The sequence below is a fragment of the Fictibacillus sp. 5RED26 genome, from assembly GCF_015903895.1.
In the GTDB taxonomy this organism is placed as follows: Bacteria; Bacillota; Bacilli; order Bacillales; family Fictibacillaceae; genus Fictibacillus; species Fictibacillus phosphorivorans.
Window position 1 is genome coordinate 281,864 of the sequence record NZ_JACZDU010000004.1, and the last position, 21,473, is coordinate 303,336.

24 protein-coding genes and 1 riboswitch are annotated in these 21,473 nt (G+C 38.5%); of the genes, 5 read left to right on the forward strand and 19 right to left on the reverse strand.

All coding sequences use genetic code 11. The features are described 5' to 3' along the window. Positions 1 to 90: 90 nt before the first annotated feature. A complete protein-coding gene (fbpA, locus tag IHV10_RS16265) occupies positions 91 to 279 on the reverse strand; it encodes a Fur-regulated basic protein FbpA (RefSeq protein WP_197131841.1) in 189 nt (62 codons plus the stop codon). 125 nt (positions 280 to 404) lie between these two features. Then, the gene (locus IHV10_RS16270; protein WP_153237601.1) at positions 405 to 569 is read right to left on the reverse strand and encodes a hypothetical protein; all 165 of its coding nucleotides are present in this window, start codon (positions 567 to 569) and stop codon (positions 405 to 407) included. A 166-nt stretch (positions 570 to 735) separates the two neighbouring features. On the opposite strand from IHV10_RS16270, the gene IHV10_RS16275 reads away from it, so the two are divergent. Further along, positions 736 to 1,311 carry a DNA-3-methyladenine glycosylase gene (locus tag IHV10_RS16275; protein ID WP_197131844.1) on the forward strand — a complete coding sequence of 192 codons (576 nt, stop codon included), beginning with the start codon at positions 736 to 738 and terminating at the stop codon, positions 1,309 to 1,311. On the opposite strand, the gene IHV10_RS16280 is transcribed toward IHV10_RS16275, so the two are convergent. Both IHV10_RS16280 and IHV10_RS16285 read right to left on the reverse strand, forming a co-directional pair. Next, positions 1,308 to 1,997: a hypothetical protein gene (locus IHV10_RS16280; RefSeq protein ID WP_197131847.1), complete on the reverse strand. Its 690-nt coding sequence runs from the start codon at positions 1,995 to 1,997 to the stop codon at positions 1,308 to 1,310. The genes IHV10_RS16275 and IHV10_RS16280 overlap by 4 nt on opposite strands. A 156-nt stretch (positions 1,998 to 2,153) precedes the next feature. Continuing rightward, positions 2,154 to 3,389 (reverse strand): dicarboxylate/amino acid:cation symporter, encoded by a 1,236-nt coding sequence (locus IHV10_RS16285; protein WP_197131851.1) that lies wholly within the window; start codon positions 3,387 to 3,389, stop codon positions 2,154 to 2,156. A 168-nt stretch (positions 3,390 to 3,557) separates the two neighbouring features. After that, positions 3,558 to 3,724: riboswitch (cyclic di-AMP (ydaO/yuaA leader) on the reverse strand. A 177-nt stretch (positions 3,725 to 3,901) separates the two neighbouring features. Between IHV10_RS16285 and IHV10_RS16290 the strand changes: the two genes are divergently transcribed. Beyond that, complete coding sequence (locus IHV10_RS16290) at positions 3,902 to 4,096, forward strand: hypothetical protein (RefSeq protein ID WP_144698448.1); 195 nt, start codon at positions 3,902 to 3,904, stop codon at positions 4,094 to 4,096. Between the two features lie 206 nt (positions 4,097 to 4,302). Here the strand turns inward: IHV10_RS16290 and IHV10_RS16295 are convergent, their stop codons facing one another. The 5 genes from IHV10_RS16295 to IHV10_RS16315 all read right to left on the reverse strand — a co-directional run bounded on the left by IHV10_RS16295 (position 4,303) and on the right by IHV10_RS16315 (position 9,156). After that, entirely contained in the window at positions 4,303 to 5,016 is a 714-nt protein-coding gene (locus tag IHV10_RS16295; RefSeq protein WP_197131854.1) for an ABC transporter ATP-binding protein, read from the reverse strand. After that, positions 5,016 to 6,638, reverse strand: coding sequence for an ABC transporter permease (locus IHV10_RS16300; protein ID WP_197132174.1), 1,623 nt, complete (start codon positions 6,636 to 6,638; stop codon positions 5,016 to 5,018). The genes IHV10_RS16295 and IHV10_RS16300 overlap by 1 nt, the downstream gene beginning before the upstream one ends. Before the next feature lie 114 nt (positions 6,639 to 6,752). Then, positions 6,753 to 7,820, reverse strand: coding sequence for a Fe(3+) ABC transporter substrate-binding protein (locus tag IHV10_RS16305; protein WP_197131857.1), 1,068 nt, complete (start codon positions 7,818 to 7,820; stop codon positions 6,753 to 6,755). Between the two features lie 348 nt (positions 7,821 to 8,168). After that, positions 8,169 to 8,909: a GDSL-type esterase/lipase family protein gene (locus tag IHV10_RS16310; RefSeq protein WP_197131860.1), complete on the reverse strand. Its 741-nt coding sequence runs from the start codon at positions 8,907 to 8,909 to the stop codon at positions 8,169 to 8,171. 88 nt (positions 8,910 to 8,997) lie between these two features. Next, positions 8,998 to 9,156, reverse strand: coding sequence for a hypothetical protein (locus IHV10_RS16315; protein ID WP_197131862.1), 159 nt, complete (start codon positions 9,154 to 9,156; stop codon positions 8,998 to 9,000). Between the two features lie 132 nt (positions 9,157 to 9,288). Here IHV10_RS16315 and IHV10_RS16320 point away from each other — a divergent pair, with 132 nt between their 5' ends. Then, positions 9,289 to 9,990 carry a TrkA C-terminal domain-containing protein gene (locus IHV10_RS16320; RefSeq protein WP_197131864.1) on the forward strand — a complete coding sequence of 234 codons (702 nt, stop codon included), beginning with the start codon at positions 9,289 to 9,291 and terminating at the stop codon, positions 9,988 to 9,990. 116 nt (positions 9,991 to 10,106) lie between these two features. On the opposite strand, the gene IHV10_RS16325 is transcribed toward IHV10_RS16320, so the two are convergent. Next, positions 10,107 to 10,334 carry a hypothetical protein gene (locus tag IHV10_RS16325; protein ID WP_197131866.1) on the reverse strand — a complete coding sequence of 76 codons (228 nt, stop codon included), beginning with the start codon at positions 10,332 to 10,334 and terminating at the stop codon, positions 10,107 to 10,109. Positions 10,335 to 10,555: 221 nt separating this feature from the next. Beyond that, complete coding sequence (locus IHV10_RS16330; protein WP_197131868.1) at positions 10,556 to 11,200, reverse strand: 3'-5' exonuclease; 645 nt, start codon at positions 11,198 to 11,200, stop codon at positions 10,556 to 10,558. A 368-nt stretch (positions 11,201 to 11,568) separates the two neighbouring features. On the opposite strand from IHV10_RS16330, the gene IHV10_RS16335 reads away from it, so the two are divergent. Then, positions 11,569 to 12,234 (forward strand): hypothetical protein, encoded by a 666-nt coding sequence (locus tag IHV10_RS16335; RefSeq protein WP_197131869.1) that lies wholly within the window; start codon positions 11,569 to 11,571, stop codon positions 12,232 to 12,234. A 125-nt stretch (positions 12,235 to 12,359) separates the two neighbouring features. After that, positions 12,360 to 12,530 (forward strand): YjcZ family sporulation protein, encoded by a 171-nt coding sequence (locus tag IHV10_RS16340; protein ID WP_144698432.1) that lies wholly within the window; start codon positions 12,360 to 12,362, stop codon positions 12,528 to 12,530. 54 nt (positions 12,531 to 12,584) lie between these two features. On the opposite strand, the gene nagE is transcribed toward IHV10_RS16340, so the two are convergent. From nagE to IHV10_RS16380, 8 genes are all read right to left on the reverse strand, one after another. Next, positions 12,585 to 13,991 carry an N-acetylglucosamine-specific PTS transporter subunit IIBC gene (gene nagE / locus IHV10_RS16345; RefSeq protein ID WP_197131871.1) on the reverse strand — a complete coding sequence of 469 codons (1,407 nt, stop codon included), beginning with the start codon at positions 13,989 to 13,991 and terminating at the stop codon, positions 12,585 to 12,587. 14 nt (positions 13,992 to 14,005) lie between these two features. Beyond that, positions 14,006 to 14,911, reverse strand: coding sequence for an N-acetylmuramic acid 6-phosphate etherase (gene murQ / locus IHV10_RS16350; protein ID WP_197131873.1), 906 nt, complete (start codon positions 14,909 to 14,911; stop codon positions 14,006 to 14,008). Between the two features lie 37 nt (positions 14,912 to 14,948). Further along, positions 14,949 to 16,007, reverse strand: coding sequence for a DUF871 domain-containing protein (locus tag IHV10_RS16355; RefSeq protein WP_197131876.1), 1,059 nt, complete (start codon positions 16,005 to 16,007; stop codon positions 14,949 to 14,951). A 19-nt stretch (positions 16,008 to 16,026) separates the two neighbouring features. Beyond that, positions 16,027 to 17,400 (reverse strand): PTS transporter subunit EIIC, encoded by a 1,374-nt coding sequence (locus tag IHV10_RS16360; RefSeq protein WP_197131879.1) that lies wholly within the window; start codon positions 17,398 to 17,400, stop codon positions 16,027 to 16,029. 49 nt (positions 17,401 to 17,449) lie between these two features. Beyond that, positions 17,450 to 18,172 carry a GntR family transcriptional regulator gene (locus tag IHV10_RS16365; RefSeq protein ID WP_197131916.1) on the reverse strand — a complete coding sequence of 241 codons (723 nt, stop codon included), beginning with the start codon at positions 18,170 to 18,172 and terminating at the stop codon, positions 17,450 to 17,452. A gap of 8 nt (positions 18,173 to 18,180) precedes the next feature. Further along, positions 18,181 to 18,900, reverse strand: coding sequence for a glucosamine-6-phosphate deaminase (gene nagB, locus IHV10_RS16370; protein WP_197131919.1), 720 nt, complete (start codon positions 18,898 to 18,900; stop codon positions 18,181 to 18,183). Beyond that, complete coding sequence (nagA, locus tag IHV10_RS16375; protein WP_197131922.1) at positions 18,897 to 20,084, reverse strand: N-acetylglucosamine-6-phosphate deacetylase; 1,188 nt, start codon at positions 20,082 to 20,084, stop codon at positions 18,897 to 18,899. Before nagA ends, nagB begins: the two co-directional genes overlap by 4 nt. 122 nt (positions 20,085 to 20,206) lie before the next feature. Then, complete coding sequence (locus IHV10_RS16380) at positions 20,207 to 21,460, reverse strand: exo-beta-N-acetylmuramidase NamZ family protein (RefSeq protein ID WP_197131924.1); 1,254 nt, start codon at positions 21,458 to 21,460, stop codon at positions 20,207 to 20,209. Positions 21,461 to 21,473: the final 13 nt, after the last annotated feature.

Genomic DNA, 21,473 nt, shown 5'->3' on the forward strand with positions numbered 1-21,473 from the left:
AAATCCCACAAGACATTCTTCCTATTTTATAGGTATATTATATCAGAAAATAGTTAAGAGGACTCATTATTTTTTTACTATTTAAACGATTTAGCTTATATGATTTTCTTGATCAATAAATTGAGCATTCTTCCATTCTAACTCTAGTTCACTTAATGTAAAATCAGTTAGATACCTATGGTCTTCATACCCATACAAACCTCTATGAATTAGATGCTGGATGAGTCGTTGTTTACGTCCTTCAACCGCTCGACGCAGTTGTCCTTTCTGCGAATCCATATAAAATCTTCTCCTTTTTGTGAATCATCATTGTTATCCATTCTAACCACATAAAAGAAGATTCAAGCCTGCTAAGCAAACAAAAAAGTTCCTTATACAAAAAGGAACTTCACACGAGATTATTGCTAGTGTAAGACAGATTTACTCCATTGTTCATAAACCGAGTTAGGGGCATTCCAGCATAGCCAGGAAACCATGGTTTTAATTCCATGTTGACTTACTTCCCAGTACTCCCAGCGTCGTTTGGAGAGATTTTCATAAATTCCTGTTTCATTCACCCAACCGTCCATATTAAACGCCTCCTATTCATCTGCTTTATAAAAAATTCTTTTTTCTTTCGTAATTTCCTCTTTTTTACGGTTTGTAAAACTTCGACAAAAGGAAACATAAATTTACATGAACCTGTTGTTATTGTACTAATAAATAATACATGTCATACATAACAAGGAGATATAAATGAAACTATGGGGATTACCAACTCTAGATCTAGCAAAAGAACTCTTAGGAATGAAGCTGATACATATCCATGAAGACGTAATAACATCGGGATACATCGTAGAAACTGAAGCCTATCTAGGCCCTGAAGATCGAGCTGCGCATTCCTATAACAATCGAAGAACAGCTAGAACAGAAGTGATGTACGGTGAAGCAGGTACAATTTACACCTATTTTATTTATGGGATGCATGTTTGCTTTAATATCGTTTCCGGACCCGTTAATAAACCTGAAGCCATACTAATTAGAGCACTGCAACCAATTGAAGGAATAGAAATAATGAAGGAAAGAAGAGCGAGCGTAAAGAATGAGGTTCAGCTTACGAATGGTCCAGGTAAACTGAGCAAAGCAATGGGGTTCACATTGAATGATAATGGTAAGAAAATGAATGAGCAAAATATACGGATAGAACAAGGAATTGAATTAGTACCAAATGAAATAATCTCTGGTCCACGCATAGGTATACACTATGCCGAAGAAGCTGTTCATTATCCTTATCGGTTCTGGATAAAAAACAACCCTTACGTATCACGTTAATACGCAGGGTTGTTTTCTTTGTTCGTTGAAACCGTAACATCCTCTTCCCGCATGTAATCAACCGCTGTTGTCCGATTGGTATCTTGCATCCATGCTAGATGATGATACGTTTGTTTTTTCATAGCAACGTATTTTGCTTGCATAATGAACAACCAGAAAAGGATGAACAACGTTGTTTTCAATACATTTTCCGCAGTAAGCGCAGCCGCCTCGATCGGTAGAACATTCACTGTTATACTTGAAAGCAATCCAATCACAACAGCTCCCAAGATGAACAATGGCTGGTTCGTACGTAAAAATTTCAGTCGATGCTGCAAGTAGTTCTGGATGGATAAACGTTCTTGAGCATTGAACTGGAGGTATCTGCTTTTAGCTGATTTGGCATTGGCCACTAAACCTTTAGATCGATCTTTCTTCCAAAGGGATTTCATAAATAGGGTGAATTCTATATCACTAGCGGGTTCGTTATTCATTTTTCTGTGAATAAAATTATGAGCTTGATAATAAGTAATTGCATTCTGTACAAGCCTTAGTAATACGTAGCCTGTGATGATCGTGAGTGAAAAGACAAACCAAAAAGAGTTCATCGCGCTCTCTGTTAACTCGATGATAGGATTAATAGCGGTTTGAATCTGTACCCATAGGATCTTTGCTGCAAGCGTTAGTATCTCTAGCCATTTTTCCAAGAAGATCACTCCGAAATCTCATTAAGTATCTTCTTATTTTACCATGATTTTTCATTAGTGCTTACATTTATTTACTCAACATTTGTAAACTAGGGAAATGGGCATACAAAAAGGCCGCAGGTATATGTATACACCGCGGCCTTTTGAAGTGATTATTTATGCACTAACTTCTTGTTCACGAGTCCCAAGATGTTTGTCTTCGCCTTTATCAACGATTACAGCACAAGCAGCATCACCAGTGATGTTAACAGCTGTTCTAAGCATATCAAGAAGTCTATCAACACCTAGGATTAAGGCAATACCCTCGACAGGTAATCCTACAGAGTTCAATACCATCGCTAACATGATCAATCCAACTCCAGGAACACCAGCTGTACCGATACTAGCAAGCACTGCCGTTAAAATAACAGTAAGCATCTGTGTTAAACCTAAGTTAACATCGTATACTTGAGCGATAAAAATCGTCGCAACACCTTGCATGATAGCTGTTCCATCCATGTTAATCGTTGCACCAAGCGGCTGTACAAAACCACTTATCGATTTTCGAACACCTAAATTCTCTTGAGCTGTTTTCATTGAGATTGGAAGTGTTGCATTTGAACTAGAAGTACTAAATCCAACTGACATTGCCGGCGCAAAGCCTTTAAAGAACCAGAGCGGGCTCTTCTTTGCAAATAGAGCAATTGAACCACCATACGCGACAACAGAGTGGATGAATAAAGCTAAAATAACTACGCTCATGTATAAGCCCATCGCTTTGATAGCATCCATTCCTTGACTTCCTACCGCTGAAGCAATCAATGCAAAAGCACCATATGGAGCAAATTTCATAATTAGGTTTACAAGATACATCATAATGTCGTTACCTTGTTCAATTAAATCCATAATACCTTTTGTTTTGCTTCCCAACATCGTTAAAGCAAATCCTACAAATACGGAAAACGCGATAATTTGAAGCATGTTTCCTTCAGCCATCGATTGAATTGGATTAGTAGGAATAATGTTCAGCAACGTGTCCGTAACTGCTGGCGCTTCTTGTTGCTCAAACTTAGCACCTTCTGTTTTAAAGTCCCCTACACCTGGTTGAAAGATAAGCGCTAAAGCCATCGCGATCGTAATCGCAATTGTTGTAGTTCCTAAGAAGAACCCAACCGTTTTGGCACCCACTCTTCCAAGTTTCTTCGGATCACCTAATCCCGCAGTTCCAAGTACGATTGAGAAAAAAACAATTGGAACAACTAACATTTTAATAAGGTTTAAGAATAATGTCCCGACTGGCTTTAAAACGTATTTATCCAGTGTTGAAAAAGCATCTGGTACAGCTAGATTAAGAATTAATCCCGCGACAACCCCAAGTGCAAGTGCAATTAAAATTTTTGTAGACAATTTCATAATAAAGTACCCCCTTTGTTAAAATCTTCTCACTATTTAGTGTGCAGTACGATGAAGAAATTTTATACTAATACATGCCCTATTTGTTGCATATAAAAACCCACCGAAAATAGAGAGGATTTTCCGTGGGAATACACCGCAACACATAGACTGAGCCCATGTATAGAGTTCTCTCTCCAAAAACGCTTACGAGGTTAGCTGTCGGATTAGGAAATTGAGAGTTGTCCCTTTTGTGTATGCACAAATTCATCCCTAGGCTTTATAAGCCATATCGTGGTTCCCCCGCTTCAAGATATTCTATGGAATAGAACATCCGAATTCAGCGAATCATATATAATATGCTCTAATTTTATCAACATACATAAATTTTTGTCAAGAATACTCACTATGCTTATTTATTCCAATTAATTGTTTCATGATGAATGTTTTTCCATATTCTCACTTCTACCCCATAAGCATATAGAAAAAAACGAATTATATATAAGGTTCTATTTTTCAGGGAGGTATTGTAAATGAAAATCGTATTTTATGAAAAAGGTGAATTAAGTATAATCGTTGGAGCATCCAAATTAAAAGGTGAACTTACGATTGAACAAATAAAGAACGAAAGCGAAAAGAAAGCAAAAGAATTAGGTGAATTATTAGGAAGAGAAATCGGATTTTTAATCGATATGAACGGTAAATTAGATACTCAATTTAAAAAATAAGGCTGTTTAAAACATAGTTTCTTTTGGAAGTGTGGATTTCCGTTCCAGGCTGCTCGCTTTCCATGGGGCAGGCGTGAACAACATTCATACGTGTCACTTTACCACTCCAATCAACAGTTATATAGGCAAATTCAAAAAGATCTATTAGTAACAATTCTTTATAAAACAGCCAAAAATAAAAACCGGGATATCCCGGTTTTTTGTTTTTATACGTATGCGAGTGATAATTGTTCTTTATTCCTCTTCAATACCATTTCTGGACGCCCTTCATCCTGTATCTTTCCATTGTTCATCAGTATGATCCTGTCCCCTATGGCACGAGCATCCTCTTCATCGTGAGTTACAAAAATAGAAGTGATCCCCGTACGTTTTAAAATTTCCTGTAATTCATCCCGAATCTGTAGTTGAAGCTTAGAATCGAGATTGCTAAATGGTTCATCAAACATGATCAAAGATGGATTTGGAGCCATAGCCCTAGCTAGTGCAACACGCTGCTGCTGTCCACCGCTCAATTCATAAGGATAACGAGAAGCATAGTCCTCCATTCCCACAATAGCCAATAATTCTTCCATGCGTGCTTGCTTCTGCTTACGATTCATTTTCGTTAAGCCAAATTTTATGTTCTTTTCAACCGTCATATGAGGGAACAAAGCATAATCTTGAAAAACCAAACCTACACCACGTTTTTCTGGCTGAACAAAACGAAATGTATCATTCATGACAGCCTGATCTATGAGGATCGATCCTCTTGAGGGCACCTCTAGTCCTGCTATAAGACGAAGTAACGTACTTTTCCCGCTTCCGCTTTCTCCTAAGATCACCGAAACTTCTCCTTGATTAAAGTTTAAAGAAAGATTTTCGAACAAAGGGTTACGCGAATTTTTATAATGAAACGCTAAGTCTTTGATTTGAACAAACATTATTTTGGCTCCTTTTCTAAAACTCTGTGTAAAAAGAAGATGGAAAGTGCACTTATACAAATAATCACCATTGATGAAACAGAGGCTTCGTGAATACGTTCGTCACTTGCGTATTGAAATGTTTTGGTAGCTAGCGTATAAAAATTAAAAGGCTGAAGGATAAGAGTAAGAGGCAGCTCTTTTAATATATCTACAAAAACAAGGATAAAACCACCAGCAATAGCACCTTTAATCATCTTAATATCCACTTTAAAAAACGTCTTCGTTACCGACATACCTAATGTCCTAGAAGCTTCTGTGAAAACCGTTCCTACCTTATCAAAGCCTGATTCGATGGAGTTAAAACCAACTGCTAGAAAACGGACCACATAGGCAAAGATCAGCATACTAATACTTAAGCTCAGCACAAGAGTTGGCTCTAACCCTAACCATTCATATAACGTGAATACCTTTTCGTCTAGTGAGAGAAATAAGGTCAATACACCTATTGCAATTACAGCTCCAGGAATCGAATACCCTAAAACCGTTATTTTTGAAAAAAGCTTCCCCATCCAACCTTTTGATAGACGACTAAAGTTGGCGATAATTAGAGCGACGATAATGATAAGAACTGAACCTATAGAAGCAACAAAGACCGAGTTCCAAATCAAGTCAACAAAAGCAGTATTTAAAATAACGTCATAAGTCATATACACCCAATGTATAAGCTGAATGAAAGGAATTCCGAAAGCTAGAGCAAATAAAGAGATGAAAAAACTAAGCACAGCGAACTTTTTCCAACCTTTAAGTTCTTTAGGTTGTAACGGGCGGACTTTTGAAGTGGAATAGCTATACTGTTTCCTGCCCCTTATTACTTTTTCTAAGATCAAGATCAAAACTACGATAAACATCAAAGTACCCGCTAACTTGATAGCCGAATAGATATCTCCCATCCCAAACCACGCTTGAAATATTGCTGTACTAAATGTTTGAATACCAAAATACTTTACTACCCCGTAATCATTGAAAACTTCAAGAATGACCAAACTAACTCCACCAACGATCGCTGCACGTGACACAGGAAGGACGACTTGTATAAATGTCATGAACGAGCCTTTTCCTAGCAACCGTGCATTCTCAATCAGTGATGATGACTGATTTTCTAAGAAACTTTTTGTGATGATATATACATATGGATATAGGAACATCGTAAAGATAAAAACAGCACCGGGTATGTTCATGATGTCAAAGAACTTTTGGTCCACTTTTATACCAAACTGGTTCCTTAGTGACGTCTGAATGACGCCTGTATAATTTAAAATACCATGGTACGTATAGGCCCCAATGTATGGTGGAATCGCAAGTGGGAGGATAAGACCCCACTTAAAGAACCGATGCATAGGAACTTTATAGGCGGAAACTAGCCATGCCGCACTTACACCGATCAGCACTGTGAAAAGACCAGTAAAACCAACGAGTGTCACGGAATTTACGATATAATTTTTCAACATGAATTCTTTAATGTGTTCCCAATTCTCATTACTCTCAGCGAATAACTGAACCATGATGAGCAAAGCCGGTAAAAGGATTAAAGTAGAAAAAATCACACTAAGCAAAGCCCAACTATTAAACTGTGATCTCATTTTTCGAATGAAATACAATATATTCACCTTCTTTACTCATCAGCATTGTTCTTGTTGTTTGTTTTACATGGAATTAGCCGTATCACAAATCGTGATACGGCAAAATATTAACGTTTATTTCCAGCTGACTTCATTCATAATCTTAACAGCATCTGCATTGTTTTCACCTAACTCAGAAAGGTTAAGATCTTGTTCTTTAAACGGACCCCAAGACTTTAAAAGCTCTGAAGGTTCTACTTCTTTATTAACCGGATACTCGTAGTTGGCTTCAGCAAATACTTCTTGAACTTTTGGACTAGACAGATATTCCATTAATTCTATAGCATTCTCTTTGTTCTTAGCGTGTTTCGTAACACCTATACCACTAATATTGATGTGCGTTCCTGTTGTTTCTTGGTTAGGGAAGAACACACTCAGCTGTTTAGCAACTTTCACTTCTTCAGGATCTTCTGAGTTCAACATCTGACCAAAATAGTAGGAGTTCATGATAGCAACATCACCTTCACCAGCAGCGATACCTTTCGCTTGGTCTTTGTCACCACCTTGTGGATCACGAGCCATGTTGTTAACGATCCCTTCTGCCCACTTCTTCGCTTCATCTTTTCCGTTTAATGAAATAAAGGATGATACTAATGATTGATTGTAAATATTTTCTGATGAACGGATCAGTACTTTACCTTTCCATTTGTCTTCAGTTAACGCTTCATAAGTAGATAGTTCTGATTTGTCTACTTTTTTCTGATCATATACGATAACACGTGCACGTTTTGTTAGACCGAACCATTGATTGTCTTTATCACTTAAATTATCAGGAATATTCTTATTCAAAGTTTCGCTTTCTACACTCTGTAAGAGGTCTTTATCTTTTGCCCAGTGTAAACGTCCAGCATCAGATGTGAAGAAAAGGTCTCCTTTTGTTGCTTTCCCTTCTCTTGTAAGACGCTCGATCAACTCATCTTCTTTACCCTTAATAAGGTTGACTTTAATTCCTGTCTCTTTTGTAAAATCAGCAAAGATTTTATCATCAACTTCATAGTGACGACTTGTATATAGGTTTACTTCTTCTTTTTTTGTCTCATTATTATTCGAACTCGCACCCTCGTTTGATTTACCACAGCCTGCTAAGACTAAAGCAGCTAGTAGGACCATTGTAACAACCGTAAAAAGATTCTTTTTAAACATATGTCAGTTACTCCTTTTATGTATAAGTAATTGAAAACGATTATCAACTTCACTTTTAATTATAATGATAATCATTCTCAAGTCAACCGTTTTTTTAAATGTTTTTCTCTGATGGATTATTGCTCTCAAATCCTAATCTCCTTTAAGAGCTGATTGGAGTGAAAGATGCCAAGTATCAGGTTCGGACAAGCTCGGAGGTAATACTTATAAAAAACGAAACTCACAAACGACGCTCACCGTTCGCCCTGGAACCTGAAAACAACTACTTTCTCAAAGGATGGTTCTATCCAAAAGAAGCAATTAAAAAAAACCAAAAAAAATCTCTTAGAAGTATCTACTTCTAAGAGATCATTCCTGGTTTAAAGGTTTCCACTGGTTATAAACCCAATTTCCTAATCTGTTATATCCCCTTCTATTAGGGTGTATAGAATCAGAAAAATACAGTTCTTTCTCAACGTTTTCATAGAGTTCAAATGTGGAGATATACTTTGTAAGCGTGCTTTCTTTGCTCGCCTCAACGATTGCTTCATTCCATGTCTTAATACTCTCTGCAGCTGTGGGATCGTATTCTTTCCCAAAATAAGGATTATAAAGACCTAATACGTAAACCGGTGCAAACGAATTGTTTTCCCTCACCACTGTCAGTGTTTTAGTTAAATTGTTTCTTAGCTTTTCTTTTCCGAGCATTAATTTTTGCTGAGGCAACTGGCGAAAGTTCCAACCGGCAGCGTGACGAAAGTCATTTGTGCCTATAAAAACAAAGATATGATCTGCTTGTCTTAATGACTTGATCACGACTCCATTATCCAATTGTCTTAACAATTGGTCGGAACGCTGTCCACTGATCCCAAAATTATTAATGATTACATTTCTGCCTGTTTGCTGCTGAATATTTCGTTTAACGATTCCGATATAGCCTGTTTTGGATGGGTCACCAACTCCATACGTTAATGAGTCTCCAAGGGCAACGACCTTCAGAGTTTGTGTATCGCTCGCCCCTTCTGTTTCTCCATAAAATTGAAAGATAAGGAATAGTATGAGGGCTAGTCCTGTACCACCAATTAACCATCTTTTTGATACTTTCCGCACATCAAATCCTCGATTCTGTTACAAGTTATTGTTATATTACTTTTTACCATAACGAGGGAAAATATCAAGTAATGAATGTGTTAATTTGTTATTTCAAACGATAATCTTCAGATGTAAGTGATGTATCCTCCCAAAGATTTTCTTGATCGTATTGATATGAATCTTTTTTCACGAATGTATGAATCAACATAGCAACTCCTCCACACAATAGACTTGCGGGCACTAAGGTAATAAGAAAACCTATCATCTACATCCCTCCTGTACCAAACTATATGAGGGGCTATATATGTTTATGAAACGAATAAAATATTTTATTTCCTCTATATAAATAGAAAATAAGGGTATACAGGTAGAGAAGAATTTTAACGGAGGTGCCTTTGTGGGTTTTTTATTCACTTTGCTTTATTTTGCCATCATAGGAATTGTGATTGAAATTAACGTTCTGTTATTCACGTTAACTGGTCTTAAAAAAGAAATCGCTCGCTTCCAGGTCATCTCAATGTTTACAGCCACTGGATTTACGACAGGAGAATCAGAGTTGATTCTGGAGCATCCGGTACGCAGACGTTTAAGTACGTTTCTCATTTTGTTCGGAGTCTTTTCATTAGCGGTTATCATCTCATCGATAAGCAGCATCTTATCAGATGAATTTCGTTCGATCGAACTTGGAATCATTATTTTAGTACTCATCAGTTTATATTTAATCTTAAGCGTACCTAAACTAAAAAAATACATGAAACGTTCTTTTGAGAGTCACATGGAAAAAAGCTATAACTTAGCAGATCTTCCTTTAAGAGATGTTATGTATTTTGAAGAGGATGATGTTGTAGTAGAAATTCCTATACATAAAGATTCTAAGATTATGGGGAAACAATTAAAAGACGTCATTCAAACAGAAGATGATCTAATTGTCTTATTTATAAAGCGAGGAGACGTAACAGTACGAAAGGATAGTTATACGACAAAAATACAAGAAGGAGACATGTTGGTCCTATATGGTCACAAAAGTTGTCTACAAGAAAGATTTAAGAATGAAATGGATGAATTGAAATCAAAAAAAGAAGTAGAGGAATCTAAATAAGAAGTGATCTTTTTCACTTCTTATTTTTTTTACGACTTTACCCCCTGAAAGCAAAATATATGAGCGAATAAAACTCTAGGTAGTAAAAAAGAACCTCTTTATGAAGAGATTCTCAATTAACCAACTTCTCTGACTGTATTAGGGACAAATGATAACAGTAAGGAAATAATATTATTAATTTGCTCTGGAGTTATATGTATACCATCATTTGCTAACAATTCTTCTTTTAATTTGATTATTGAATCCACTTCCTCAAGTCTTGCACCTGTCAAGCAATGGTCTATCGTGTTCAAAAGTTCCAACAACTGATTGTTTTTATTGGTTATGTAATATGTAGTATCCACCAACAACACCCCCTACGCTTACTATTATTATCGAAACTAAGGTCATTTTCCTACAAAAACAATTCGTCAAATGACGACATATCTTACTTTTTATGGATTTTACCCTATAATACCTATACATTTATGTCGAAGGAAGTCGAATAAACAGGGAATAAGTCCTATCCTCGTCTTAATGGTTAACTGTTTGCATTGAAAAGTTTACATTTAAAACTAAAATTACTTTAGTTAAATAACTTTGATAAGGAAGCAAAGGGAGACTCATTCACTTCAGACTTTGTTTTATAGACTAATTTTTCAGGCTCAAAAAGCTTTGATTCTAAAAAAGAAGTCGGGTTTTTTACAAATTTGATCTTTCTATATATCTTTGTGAGAATTCTAGCTGTATTCATGGCATCGTCTAGTGCTCTGTGTTTAGATCCTTCATAAACAAGTTCCATTGCCTGGAGTGCACGCGACAACCCATAACGGAATCCCTTTTCACTATCGTGGAGCATACTGAAATGAAATTGCAGATCGTTATGGTTGATGATCCAATCCGTATCTGCTTTATGAAAAGTTGAATCAGTAATGAGTGCCCACTTATCTTCTGGTCCCCAAGAACAAAGATAATATTCTTCTACGCCGATCCAGGATCTAAAATTTTCAATTGCCTCTGTATAAACAGGAGCAGAAATCAAATCTTTTTTGGTGATACCAGTCAGATTCGTAATTCGTGTATTCAACTTATCCATTTTAGGTTGAACGAATGATTGAAACGTATCCAAAATTTTAAGCTCACCATCAACTTCGACCATTCGAATGGCACCTATCTCAATAATCTCTGAGAGCCGGTTTGTCATTTCTAAATCATACACAATATACTGCATCCCATTCCACCTGCCCTTCCGCATTCATGCCTTTAAATGGATGTCTACCATATATTGTAGTTGATTTGTTAACAAAATGAAATAATCCTCCATGCATTCGACTGATAATGACTTCTTTAATAAAAGCATTGCAAAGTGCCCCCAGTGAATAGATAGGCACGAGATGTAATCAACTACTTTGGAAACAACAAAAAAGCGATAACAGCTATATCCTTATTTTATGAAAATGAGGTATTTAAATGTCATTCTATTCTTAAAAGGATATAAGTTTCTTCATTTGCCAAAGTTTTCATTTTCAATTTTTATACTCTTTTGTTAACATTGGAAGTGTCTGTTAAACAATATGAATTACATAATGAGGGAGTATCATGAAAAAACTTATTACGCTATTGCTTATAATTGGGTTACTAACTGTAACAGCTTGTTCAAAGGATACGAAACAAAATGAGCAAGGAACTTCTGAAACAAAAGCAGAGAAAGAAGAATCTACTGATAATTCCACATCTGAACCAGAAAAAGAAGATTCAGAAGCAACTGAGACAACAACTACTGAAGATGACAACAGCAATGCAGAAGGTGAATCAGAAAATAGTGATAGTGAACAAACGGACTATCTAACTAGCGAGCATCAATTTGTTGCTAGTGAACTAACAAATTCTTCAGAAAAACAAATAAGCGACAGATGGGGTAAACCAACCCGCTCTGAAAAGATTCAGTTCCGCTACTCAGGTACGACTGAATTCGTTCCCGCTATCGTAAACTACTATCAGAATGATAAGTATGCGGTTACGTTTGTGGAAGGAAAAGCAGCTCGTCTTGTTTATTCTGTAATAGACGAAGAAATTATGTTTAATGATGAAGAAATGACAAGAGCACTTGAACTTGCGGGTCTACCTGTAGACGTTGAAGAAACAACAGACACAGACACAGCTTATGTATACAACGACCTTGGTAATATATATGAAGTTACGATGTTTTCAAAAGGTGAATTCGTAGATTACTTATACATCATCTTAGATGAAGCATACAAATAGATTTCTTGTTGACGGCAACTCTCTTAAAATGAGGCGTTTATCTCCGTTTCTATGCTCATCCTACTTGCATAAAATGAGCTGAGGAGAGAAATCGGCTTCTCACATGCAAGAAGAGGAGTGAAATTATGTCGTCAAGAAAGTACTGTTCTGATAGCTTTACGCTTTACGTGGTACTATTCGTGCTGCTCATTATTGTCGGAGCCGTCTCGTTTAATGGAAACTGCTGCGTATATGCGTATCCATGTTCCTATGGATACGCAGCAAACGTACCAGTAAGTGGTTATTGGAACGTGTAAGAAAAGCATAGACCGCCATTTTCTTCAAGAAGATGGCGGTCTTTTTTTATAGCTTTATAGCTTATCTCTCATACAATCTGCAATCGGTTCAACCTCAGAACCTACGACAACCTGTATATTTTGGTTATTAAGCTTGATCAGCCCTTTAGATCCTGCTCTCTTTAGACCTTCCTCATCAACTGCTGACAAATCTTTAATCTGAACTCGTAATCTAGTAATGCAGTTTTCAAGCAGCACGATATTGTCTTTTCCACCGAGTGCACTCAAGTACGCCGATGCTGCCGTTTCGTACCTTTCATTGGTTGTAGAAGTTGCTGCAGCTTCTGAAACTATAGATTCTTCATCTTCTCTGCCTGGTGTTTGCAAGTTCAGTTTTACAATTAGATAACGGAATATTCCATAGTATAAGACAAAATATACCGCCCCCATCGGGAGTAACAACCAACCATTCTGCGAGATCCCAATATTTAAGAAATAATCAATCGCACCAGCAGAAAACGTGAACCCGTGATGTATATCTAGTAATACTGCGACCGACATTGAAACAGCCGTTAATACAGCATGAATCACATACAATAAAGGAGATAGGAACATGAACGCAAATTCGATCGGTTCTGTGATACCAGTGACAAAGGAAGTGAGTGCTAAACTTCCTAACATCCCCGCAACTGCTTTCTTCCGATGTTTTTTTGCGGTATGAATCATGGCTAAACAAGCTGCTGGTAGTCCGAACATCATCACAGGGAAAAATCCAGCCATATAGAAGCCTGCCTTAGGATCTTCGGCAAAGAATCTCCATAAGTCACCCGTAACTACCTTCCCATTTTCACCTGTGAATTCACCAAATACAAACCATAAGAAGCTATTGAGCACATGATGAAGTCCAAGTGGAATCAATAAGCGGTTAAAGAAACCGAAAATACCTGCACCGATTGCTCCTGCACTTGTTATCCAAGTACCAACATTCTCTAACCCCATCTGAAGATATGGCCAGATAAATCCGAAGACTAGCGCTAAAAGTACCATCGTTCCAGCAGTTACGATTGGAACAAATCGTTTACCTCCAAAGAAAGAAAGCCATTCAGGGAGTTTCGTATTATAAAATTTATTATATAAAAGTCCAGCTATAACCCCTGCGAGAATACCTCCTAAGACGGACATATCAAATTTCCCGTCATAATTCAGGTTTACTTCGGCAAATGTTTTGGCTCCTTCTGTTAATACAAAGTAACCGATTGCTCCTGCAAGTCCAGCAGCTCCACTTCCATCTCTAGATAGTCCGACTGCTACTCCTATCGCAAATAAAAGTGCTAGATGACCAAAAATCGCGTTTCCTGAAGCAACTAAGAATGGTATGTCTAGTAAATCGTCTTGACCAAAACGTAGCAAAAGTCCAGCTGCAGGAAGTACTGCAATCGGAAGCATGAGCGCCCGACCAATCCGCTGTAAGAAACCTAACATAGTACCTACCCCTCTCACTTTTGAGTGAAATTACGTATCGCTTCTTTTAACTTTCCATTATGCTGATCTAGTTGCAATTTGGCTTCATGTGGAGCGACGCCTGTCACAAGCTGAAAAATTGCCGCCTTTGTGTTGCCGCCTTGTTCTTGCAAAGCCATTTCCGCTTCTTTTTCTGTTGCACCAGAAGCTTCGATAATAATATTTTTAGCTCGTTGTCTTAGTTTCTCATTCGTCGGTTGAACATCTACCATTAGATTGCTGTACACTTTACCCCATCTCACCATGCTCGCTGTACTGATCATGTTCAACACAAGTTTTTGAGCGGTACCAGCTTTCATTCGGGTAGAGCCTGTGACCACTTCTGGCCCCGTTATAACAGGAATGCTAATGTCCGCAAGTTTTTCCATCGGCGAATCCACAGAACAAACAAGAGCCGCTGTTAATGCTCCTTTTGTTTTGGCGTATTTCATCGCACCTAAGCAATATGGAGTTCTGCCAGAAGCCGCAATAGCTACAACAACATCTCTTTCCGTTACATTCAATGATTGAAGATCGGATTGACCTAACTCTGCATCATCTTCCGCTCCTTCGATCGCATGTTGTAAGGCATACTCACCGCCTGCAATTATCCCTACGACTAACTTTGGATCTGTGCCGTATGTGGGAGGACACTCTGATGCATCTAACACACCTAACCGCCCACTAGTTCCAGCACCTATATAAATCAATCGACCTTTATTTTCAAAAGCTGTTACTACTTTTTCAACGACAGAACTGATTTCTTTTAAAACAGGAGTAATACGACTGGCTACTCCCAGATCGGCTTCATGTATTTTTTGGATCACTTCTAAAGTTGTAAGTTCATCAATAGTTAACGTGTCAGGATTTCTTTTTTCTGTAGCCAATTTGGTTAAGTCCATCTTGATCTCCTTTAAGTGGTTGATAGTTAACAAATCTTTATTTCACATCTGAATTCAACAGCACAAATCTCTTGCCGCTTCCAACTTTCTTCATCAGTGACAAGCTCTCTTCTTTTATACGTCCCGCTACATTCGTTTTTGTATCAGCAGGAATATCTTTTAAACAAATCTGAAGTTCACCCGCATACCTGCCATATAACTCGTTTTCAACCGTTATCGTTCCTTCATTAAATACATCTAACTCATGAGCTTCTGATTGAAAATGAGAAGGCTGATGTCGTGACTCAACGGACCGGATCACATACTCTGCAGCATCCATTCTATTCGTATGAACCATGTTGTCGAATGTCTCGTATCCTTTGTTCAGGTCGGCGTAAAGAGGGACTGTACCTTCCATTAAAAACTTTAATTCTTGCAACGTTTTGTTCGTTAGGCTTAAATCTCCTACACAGATTTTATCCGTATTCATTTCTTGAAGTTCCAACGCAGCAAGTGCAGGTGATACATGTCTGTGATTCTCAATTGTAGGAAGCCCTAAATGAAGAGGGCCGCGTAATTGTTCATCACCTTGAATAAATCCCATCGTCTTGATTCCATACCGATGAAACAGAGCATTTCTCTCATAAAGAGATTGCTTAGAGATACCTGTAAACGGTTTTGGATAAAAGTTGTGCCAAGCCTCTGTTTGATTCGGTTGAAGTCCCTCATCCATCAACTTCTTAAGCTCTTCTTCGTCAATGGTACTTGCGTTCAGGCCAACTTTCAGGTGGTGAGACAGCCAAGCGATCTGCTTGGCTGTAAACCCATAATCCACCCTGATACCCGAAATGCCCCAGTCTGTTAAAGAAGGTAGTTCATTAAAAGATAAACCCAACCGCTCTAGAGAAGCCGGTGAAACATCAGCCATTACTTCCATATGAAACTTTTGAGCCGTTTTCCCTAACCATTTAACTTGTTTAACGTAATCCACGTCCTTCTCTTCAGGAATATGAAGAGATGTAAAGATGTATTGAAAGCCACTTTTAGCTGCTTTCTCCATCCAGTTTTTATTAAACGTGTCTGATTCACTCAGGTAAATTGAAATACCATAACACAAAATGTTCACTCCTGATTCGTTAGATGTCTTTTGCCATACTCTCTTTAAATCCAAACGTCCATGTGAATAAGAACCCGAAGAAATAAGCAATTACTAAACCTACTAGATAGAGAACCATTTCGTTTGCATTTACAAGGAACACGAGTGGAATGCCTGACACACCGATGGCAATCGTAGCAACTTCATAGAATGCTTGGAACGCTCCACCAACTGCAGCTCCTAGACATGCTGTCAAGAAAGGTCGCCCGAGCGGAAGGGTAACTCCAAAGATTAATGGCTCTCCAATTCCGAGCATACCAACAGGTAATCCACCTTTAATAACTTTACGAAGACGCTGATTCTTTGTCTTAAAGTAGATCGCAAATGCAGCACCAACTTGCCCTGCTCCACCCATCGCTAGAATCGGCAATAGCGGATCATCACCGATCGTATTAATAAGCTCCATGTGTACTGGTGTTAACCCTTGATGCAATCCTGTTACAACCAATGGAAGGAATGTTCCTGCTAAGATAAGTCCAGAGAAAATACCGCCAATATCAATTAAATTTAACAAACCTTTCGTAATTAGATCTGACAAAAATCCGCCTACTGGTTGAAGAACAAATAGCGTAGCAAAACCAGTAATTAATAATGCCAATGTTGGCGTAACAATAATATCAATTGAAGGGTGTACAAATTTTCTAATACGCTTTTCCAAAAAGGCGATTAAAACCGCTGCAAGCATTACGCCAATCAATCCACCACGTCCTACTACAAGTGGATCTCCAAAGAGGGTAATATTCGCAAGGCCCGGGTTAATCAGTAAGATACCTGCTGCTCCTCCTAATGCTGGTGTTCCACCGAATTCTTTGGCGGTATTGATACCTACGAACACAGCTAGATAACTAAATACACCCCATCCAATTAAGCTAAGCATCTGCATGATTGAAGATTCTGGGTCAGCACCCATTCTTACAGCTACGTTTGACATCCCAGCTATTAATCCAGAAGCTACGATCGCAGGAATCAGCGGAATAAAGATACTAGCGATCTTGCGTAAAAACTGTTTGAAAGGTGTTGCATTCTTCTTGTTGATGGCATCCTTATTCATCCGGGCCAACTGTTCGAGGTCCATAGGATCCGTCTCATCAACAGATTGAATATTCATACCTGTTTCTTCGCTCATCGCAAGCGTGACGCGATTAACGATGCCAGGTCCAACAATGATCTGCAGTGTATCATCTTCAACGACACCCAGCACACCATCTACTTCTTTAAGACCTTTTAGATCTGCCTTTGACGGGTCGTGTAGATTAACCCGAATTCTCGTCATACAGTGCATCAACGATTGGATGTTTGAAGAACCTCCAAGTTTTTCGATGATACCATGAGCCATTTGCTGCTCTTTCCCCATGCTTCTTCCCCCTTTTAGTAAACGCTTTCATTTTTATATAAAACGCTTTTTATATGCGTTTCATATCGATCATAAATTTGTAGCGATCGCCTCGATACACCGAATGAACGAGCTCAAGTGGCCTTCCTGTCGTTAAATAAGTCTGTCTCTTAATAAGAAGAACGGCTGCGCCTTTTGTAATCTCGAGTATCTCGCTTTCTGCTTCACGCGAAATGGACGCTTCTAAACTTTGTGTCGCATAATCTATTACAAAGCCTGCATTCTCAACTTCAGAATACAAAGAACCTTCTTTTATATGTGATTCGTTTAATTCAAGAAGATCAACGGGAACATAAGTAGTCTCAAACGCCATCGGAATGTCATTTGCAAGGCGAACACGTTTAATCTCATAAATTTCTTGACCCTCTTCTATCTCAAGCGCTTTTGCTAATCTGTTTTCAGCGGTCGTTTTTTGGAAAGATATGAGTCTAGATGCGGGTTTATAGCCCCGTGATTTCATGTCTTCTGTAAAGCTTGTAAGGCCTAGAAGCTTCTGCTCTATTTTCTTTGCAGAAACAAACGTACCTTTTCCTTTTCGGCGGGTTAAATAGCCATCATTCACAAGATTATTGATAGCCTGCCGGACTGTCATGCGGCTTACTTCATAGTTTAGAGAAAATTCTCTTTCAGAAGGTATCATGGTTTCAGCTTCCCATTCACCCTTATCAATCTTTTGTTTGATCGCTTCTTCGATCTGAAAGTAAAGTGGCATTGGTGATGTTTTATCAATCATAAAAATACTTAACTCTCCTCTTCTAAAAGACTCCTTGCACTTTTGTCGGCTAACACAGTAACGTTAGGATGATGATTAAGAACTGTCGCAGGTATATCGGAATTCATAATACCTTGAAATAGCGCTCTTACTGCCCTCGCTTTTTTTTCGCCAGCAGCAAGAAGCAGGATTTCTTTACTCTCGAGTATCGTGCCGATGCCCATCGTAATCGCTTTTCGCGGCTGTTTCTCATGTGTAAAATATTTAGCGTTCGCCCTTAATGTCGACTCTGTTAACTTCACTACATGCGTACGCGAACTAAAATCTGTACCCGGTTCATTAAAACCGATATGTCCGTTCTCTCCGATACCGAGCACCTGAAGATCGATACCACCCAGTTGTTTGATCACTTCTTCATAGCGCTTGCATTCATTTTCAAGATCTACGGCGTTACCATCTGGGAGATGAGTTTGATTCTTATGGATTCCGATATGGTCGAAAAAGTTTTGTTGCATGTATTCATGGTAAGCTCTGGAACCGACATATTCGTCAAGGTTAACCGTGTACACTTGTGAATAGGACTGCTTATACTCTTTACTATATTTTGAAAGGTGTCGGTACATGCCTAAAGGTGTCTTCCCCGTAGCAAGACCAAGTACAATTTTTTCTGAACTCTTTATTTTCGAAAACACATATTCAGCTGCCATTCTACTAAGCTCTTCTTCATCGGAAACCTTGATCAATCTCAAACTCGTTCCCCCTTTCGATGATACACAAGCTCGCCTCGACAAAATGTCATAAGTACATCGCTGTCCTCCGTCAACACCGTAATATCGGCATCTTTACCAACCGAGAGACTTCCTTTCCGCTCAAAGATCCGCAGCTCTTTTGCAGCATTCTCACTCGTCATCTTCACAATATCCGACCAAGAGCACTGTGTATAATCCATCATATTTTTAACAGCAACATTCATCGGTAAGATACTTCCTGCTAGTGTTCCGTCAATTAATCTAGCTTCATTACCTGATACAGTTACTTGCTGGCCACCAAGTGTGTAGGATCCTTCTCCTAAACCTTTGGCTCTCATTGAATCCGTAATTAAGACCGTGCGTTCTGCACCAGTAGAATGGTAGGCTAGTCGAATCATCTCAGGACTAGCATGAACGCCATCCGCGATCATCTCAACCATCAATTCTTGCTGTAAGAGAGCAGCACCAGCAACACCTGGATCTCTGTGATGTATTCCGCGCATGCCGTTAAATAAATGGGTAACATGAGAAATACCTGCTTCAATCCCACCTTTTACTTCTACAAAAGAACTGTCACTATGACCGATCGAAGCGATCACATCTTGTGAAGATAAGTACTTTGTAAGTTCAAGTCCACCATCCATTTCAGGTGCTAAAGTGACGAGTTTTATTTGATCCTCAGCACTTTCTTGAAATTTTTTAAATATATGTACGTCAGGCTCCTGAATAAAAGACGTAGGCTGTGCACCTGCGCGTCTTGGAGAAATAAAAGGTCCTTCTAAATGGATACCCAGCATTTCAGCGGCTGGACTTCGAGATTTTTTTATGAAGTTTGCAGCAGCATTCAGTGCGTTATGAATAACAGATGTCTCTTCAGTCATCGTTGTTGCTAAAAAGGATGTCGTTCCTTCTGCTGGGAGATGTTTTGCAACAATCTCTAGTGCTTCTTCCGTACCGTCCATAAAATCTGCTCCAGCAGCACCATGAATATGAATATCGATCATGCCAGGAATGATGATACAGTCTTGAGGTATGGTATACCTTATTACATCTTCATCTGATGAAAAGGGGGTTGGAGTACCAACATAGTGAATCTTATCGTTCTTGATCCACACATATCCATTTTTAACGAGTTTTCCTTCTTCGTTAATCAAGTTCCCAACTAGTAAAATATTAGGTTTCATGTCCACTCCCCTTTATCACTTTATGCCTAGCCTATCATTCTTATGACTAGTTGTCTATACCAGTCAGAAAATTCAAACAAAAAAGCTAAGGCTAAAGAAAACGCCTTAGCTCTCAAATACGCTTAATATAATAAATATTTTTTTCGTAAATCTTTAAAATCTTCCAGTTCTTGATCATACCGAGAAACAATTTCCTCTACAGTTCGCCCTGTCTCAATATATTCTCGAACCCATCCGTTTCCGGTTAATAGATCGAAGAAAGAGATCCCTCTACTATCTTCTGCCCTAAATTCAAAATCATTTGGGTAAAGATCATGAATGCTTTTCACAAGAGTGATTCCAGTAAGAACAGGCTGGAATAACTTTTCATCCTTAACATGAATCTCAACTCCGTGAGATAGCTTCCCTGCATGTTTTGATGAAGCAGGTGTAAACGAGGCTGCTCTAAATGTAACACCAGGCAGAGCTTCTTTATTTAATTTCTCAGCTAGTTGATCTCCATTAATAAATGGAGCACCGATCAATTCAAACGGCTTAGTCGTTCCACGACCTTCTGAAACGTTCGTGCCTTCGATCAGTGCACTTCCAGGATATACAAGTGCCGTATCTTTTGTAGGCATATTAGGTGAAGGCAACACCCATTCGAGTCCACTATCTTCATAGCTCCAAGATCTCTTCCACCCCTTCATCTCTACTACTTTTAAATCCGCATCAATATCAAACTCTTTGTTAAATAATTTAGCTAGTTCTCCTACAGTCATACCATGCCTAAGCGGAATGGGATAAAGGCCAACAAATGAAGAGTAGGCAGGATCTAATACAGGTCCTTCTACTTCTTTACCTCCTAATGGATTCGGACGATCGAGTACCACAAATGGAATATTGTTCTCTTTGGCTGCTTCCATCGCATAAGCCATCGTGTAAATATACGTATAGAAACGCGTGCCTACATCTTGTATATCGAACACTAAAACATCGATTCCTTCAAGCATCTCAGGAGTTGGCTTTTTCGTTGCTCCATATAAGCTGTAGACTGGAAGACCTGTTTTTGGATCAATGTAGAATTCAACATATTCTCCAGCTTGAGCGCTTCCTCGAACTCCGTGTTCAGGTCCGTACAATGCTTTTAACTCTACATCTGGATGATTGTATAAAACATCAACGATACTGTTCAAGTTGCGGTCTACTCCAGTCGGGTTCGTGATTAAACCGACCTTCTTACCCTTTAATACCCTCATATCATGATTCAACAATTGCTCTAGTCCTGTCTTAAACTTTTTCTTATGATCGAAACCTTTCTGGTTCGTAGCTTGAGCACCTGGCAATATAAAAGAAAACAACATCAATATCGTTAAAAAAATTCCCCATTTTCTCATAGTCTATTTCCCC

What these genes read in the sequence shown, in the direction of transcription:
- IHV10_RS16275 (WP_197131844.1), top strand. Translation starts at nt 736, where the DNA reads ATGAAACTATGGGGATTACCAACTCTAGATCTAGCAAAAGAACTCTTA.
- IHV10_RS16305 (WP_197131857.1), bottom strand. Translation starts at nt 7,820, where the DNA reads ATGTTTAAAAAGAATCTTTTTACGGTTGTTACAATGGTCCTACTAGCT.
- nagE (WP_197131871.1), bottom strand. Translation starts at nt 13,991, where the DNA reads ATGTTAGGTTTCTTACAGCGGATTGGTCGGGCGCTCATGCTTCCGATT.
- IHV10_RS16380 (WP_197131924.1), bottom strand. Translation starts at nt 21,460, where the DNA reads ATGAGAAAATGGGGAATTTTTTTAACGATATTGATGTTGTTTTCTTTT.
- nagA (WP_197131922.1), bottom strand. Translation starts at nt 20,084, where the DNA reads ATGAAACCTAATATTTTACTAGTTGGGAACTTGATTAACGAAGAAGGA.
- IHV10_RS16360 (WP_197131879.1), bottom strand. Translation starts at nt 17,400, where the DNA reads ATGGGGAAAGAGCAGCAAATGGCTCATGGTATCATCGAAAAACTTGGA.
- IHV10_RS16270 (WP_153237601.1), bottom strand. Translation starts at nt 569, where the DNA reads ATGGACGGTTGGGTGAATGAAACAGGAATTTATGAAAATCTCTCCAAA.
- IHV10_RS16330 (WP_197131868.1), bottom strand. Translation starts at nt 11,200, where the DNA reads ATGCAGTATATTGTGTATGATTTAGAAATGACAAACCGGCTCTCAGAG.
- IHV10_RS16335 (WP_197131869.1), top strand. Translation starts at nt 11,569, where the DNA reads ATGAAAAAACTTATTACGCTATTGCTTATAATTGGGTTACTAACTGTA.
- IHV10_RS16340 (WP_144698432.1), top strand. Translation starts at nt 12,360, where the DNA reads ATGTCGTCAAGAAAGTACTGTTCTGATAGCTTTACGCTTTACGTGGTA.
- murQ (WP_197131873.1), bottom strand. Translation starts at nt 14,911, where the DNA reads ATGGACTTAACCAAATTGGCTACAGAAAAAAGAAATCCTGACACGTTA.
- IHV10_RS16315 (WP_197131862.1), bottom strand. Translation starts at nt 9,156, where the DNA reads ATGATAGGTTTTCTTATTACCTTAGTGCCCGCAAGTCTATTGTGTGGA.
- IHV10_RS16295 (WP_197131854.1), bottom strand. Translation starts at nt 5,016, where the DNA reads ATGTTTGTTCAAATCAAAGACTTAGCGTTTCATTATAAAAATTCGCGT.
- fbpA (WP_197131841.1), bottom strand. Translation starts at nt 279, where the DNA reads ATGGATTCGCAGAAAGGACAACTGCGTCGAGCGGTTGAAGGACGTAAA.
- IHV10_RS16290 (WP_144698448.1), top strand. Translation starts at nt 3,902, where the DNA reads ATGAAAATCGTATTTTATGAAAAAGGTGAATTAAGTATAATCGTTGGA.
- IHV10_RS16285 (WP_197131851.1), bottom strand. Translation starts at nt 3,389, where the DNA reads ATGAAATTGTCTACAAAAATTTTAATTGCACTTGCACTTGGGGTTGTC.
- IHV10_RS16300 (WP_197132174.1), bottom strand. Translation starts at nt 6,638, where the DNA reads ATGAGATCACAGTTTAATAGTTGGGCTTTGCTTAGTGTGATTTTTTCT.
- IHV10_RS16365 (WP_197131916.1), bottom strand. Translation starts at nt 18,172, where the DNA reads ATGATTGATAAAACATCACCAATGCCACTTTACTTTCAGATCGAAGAA.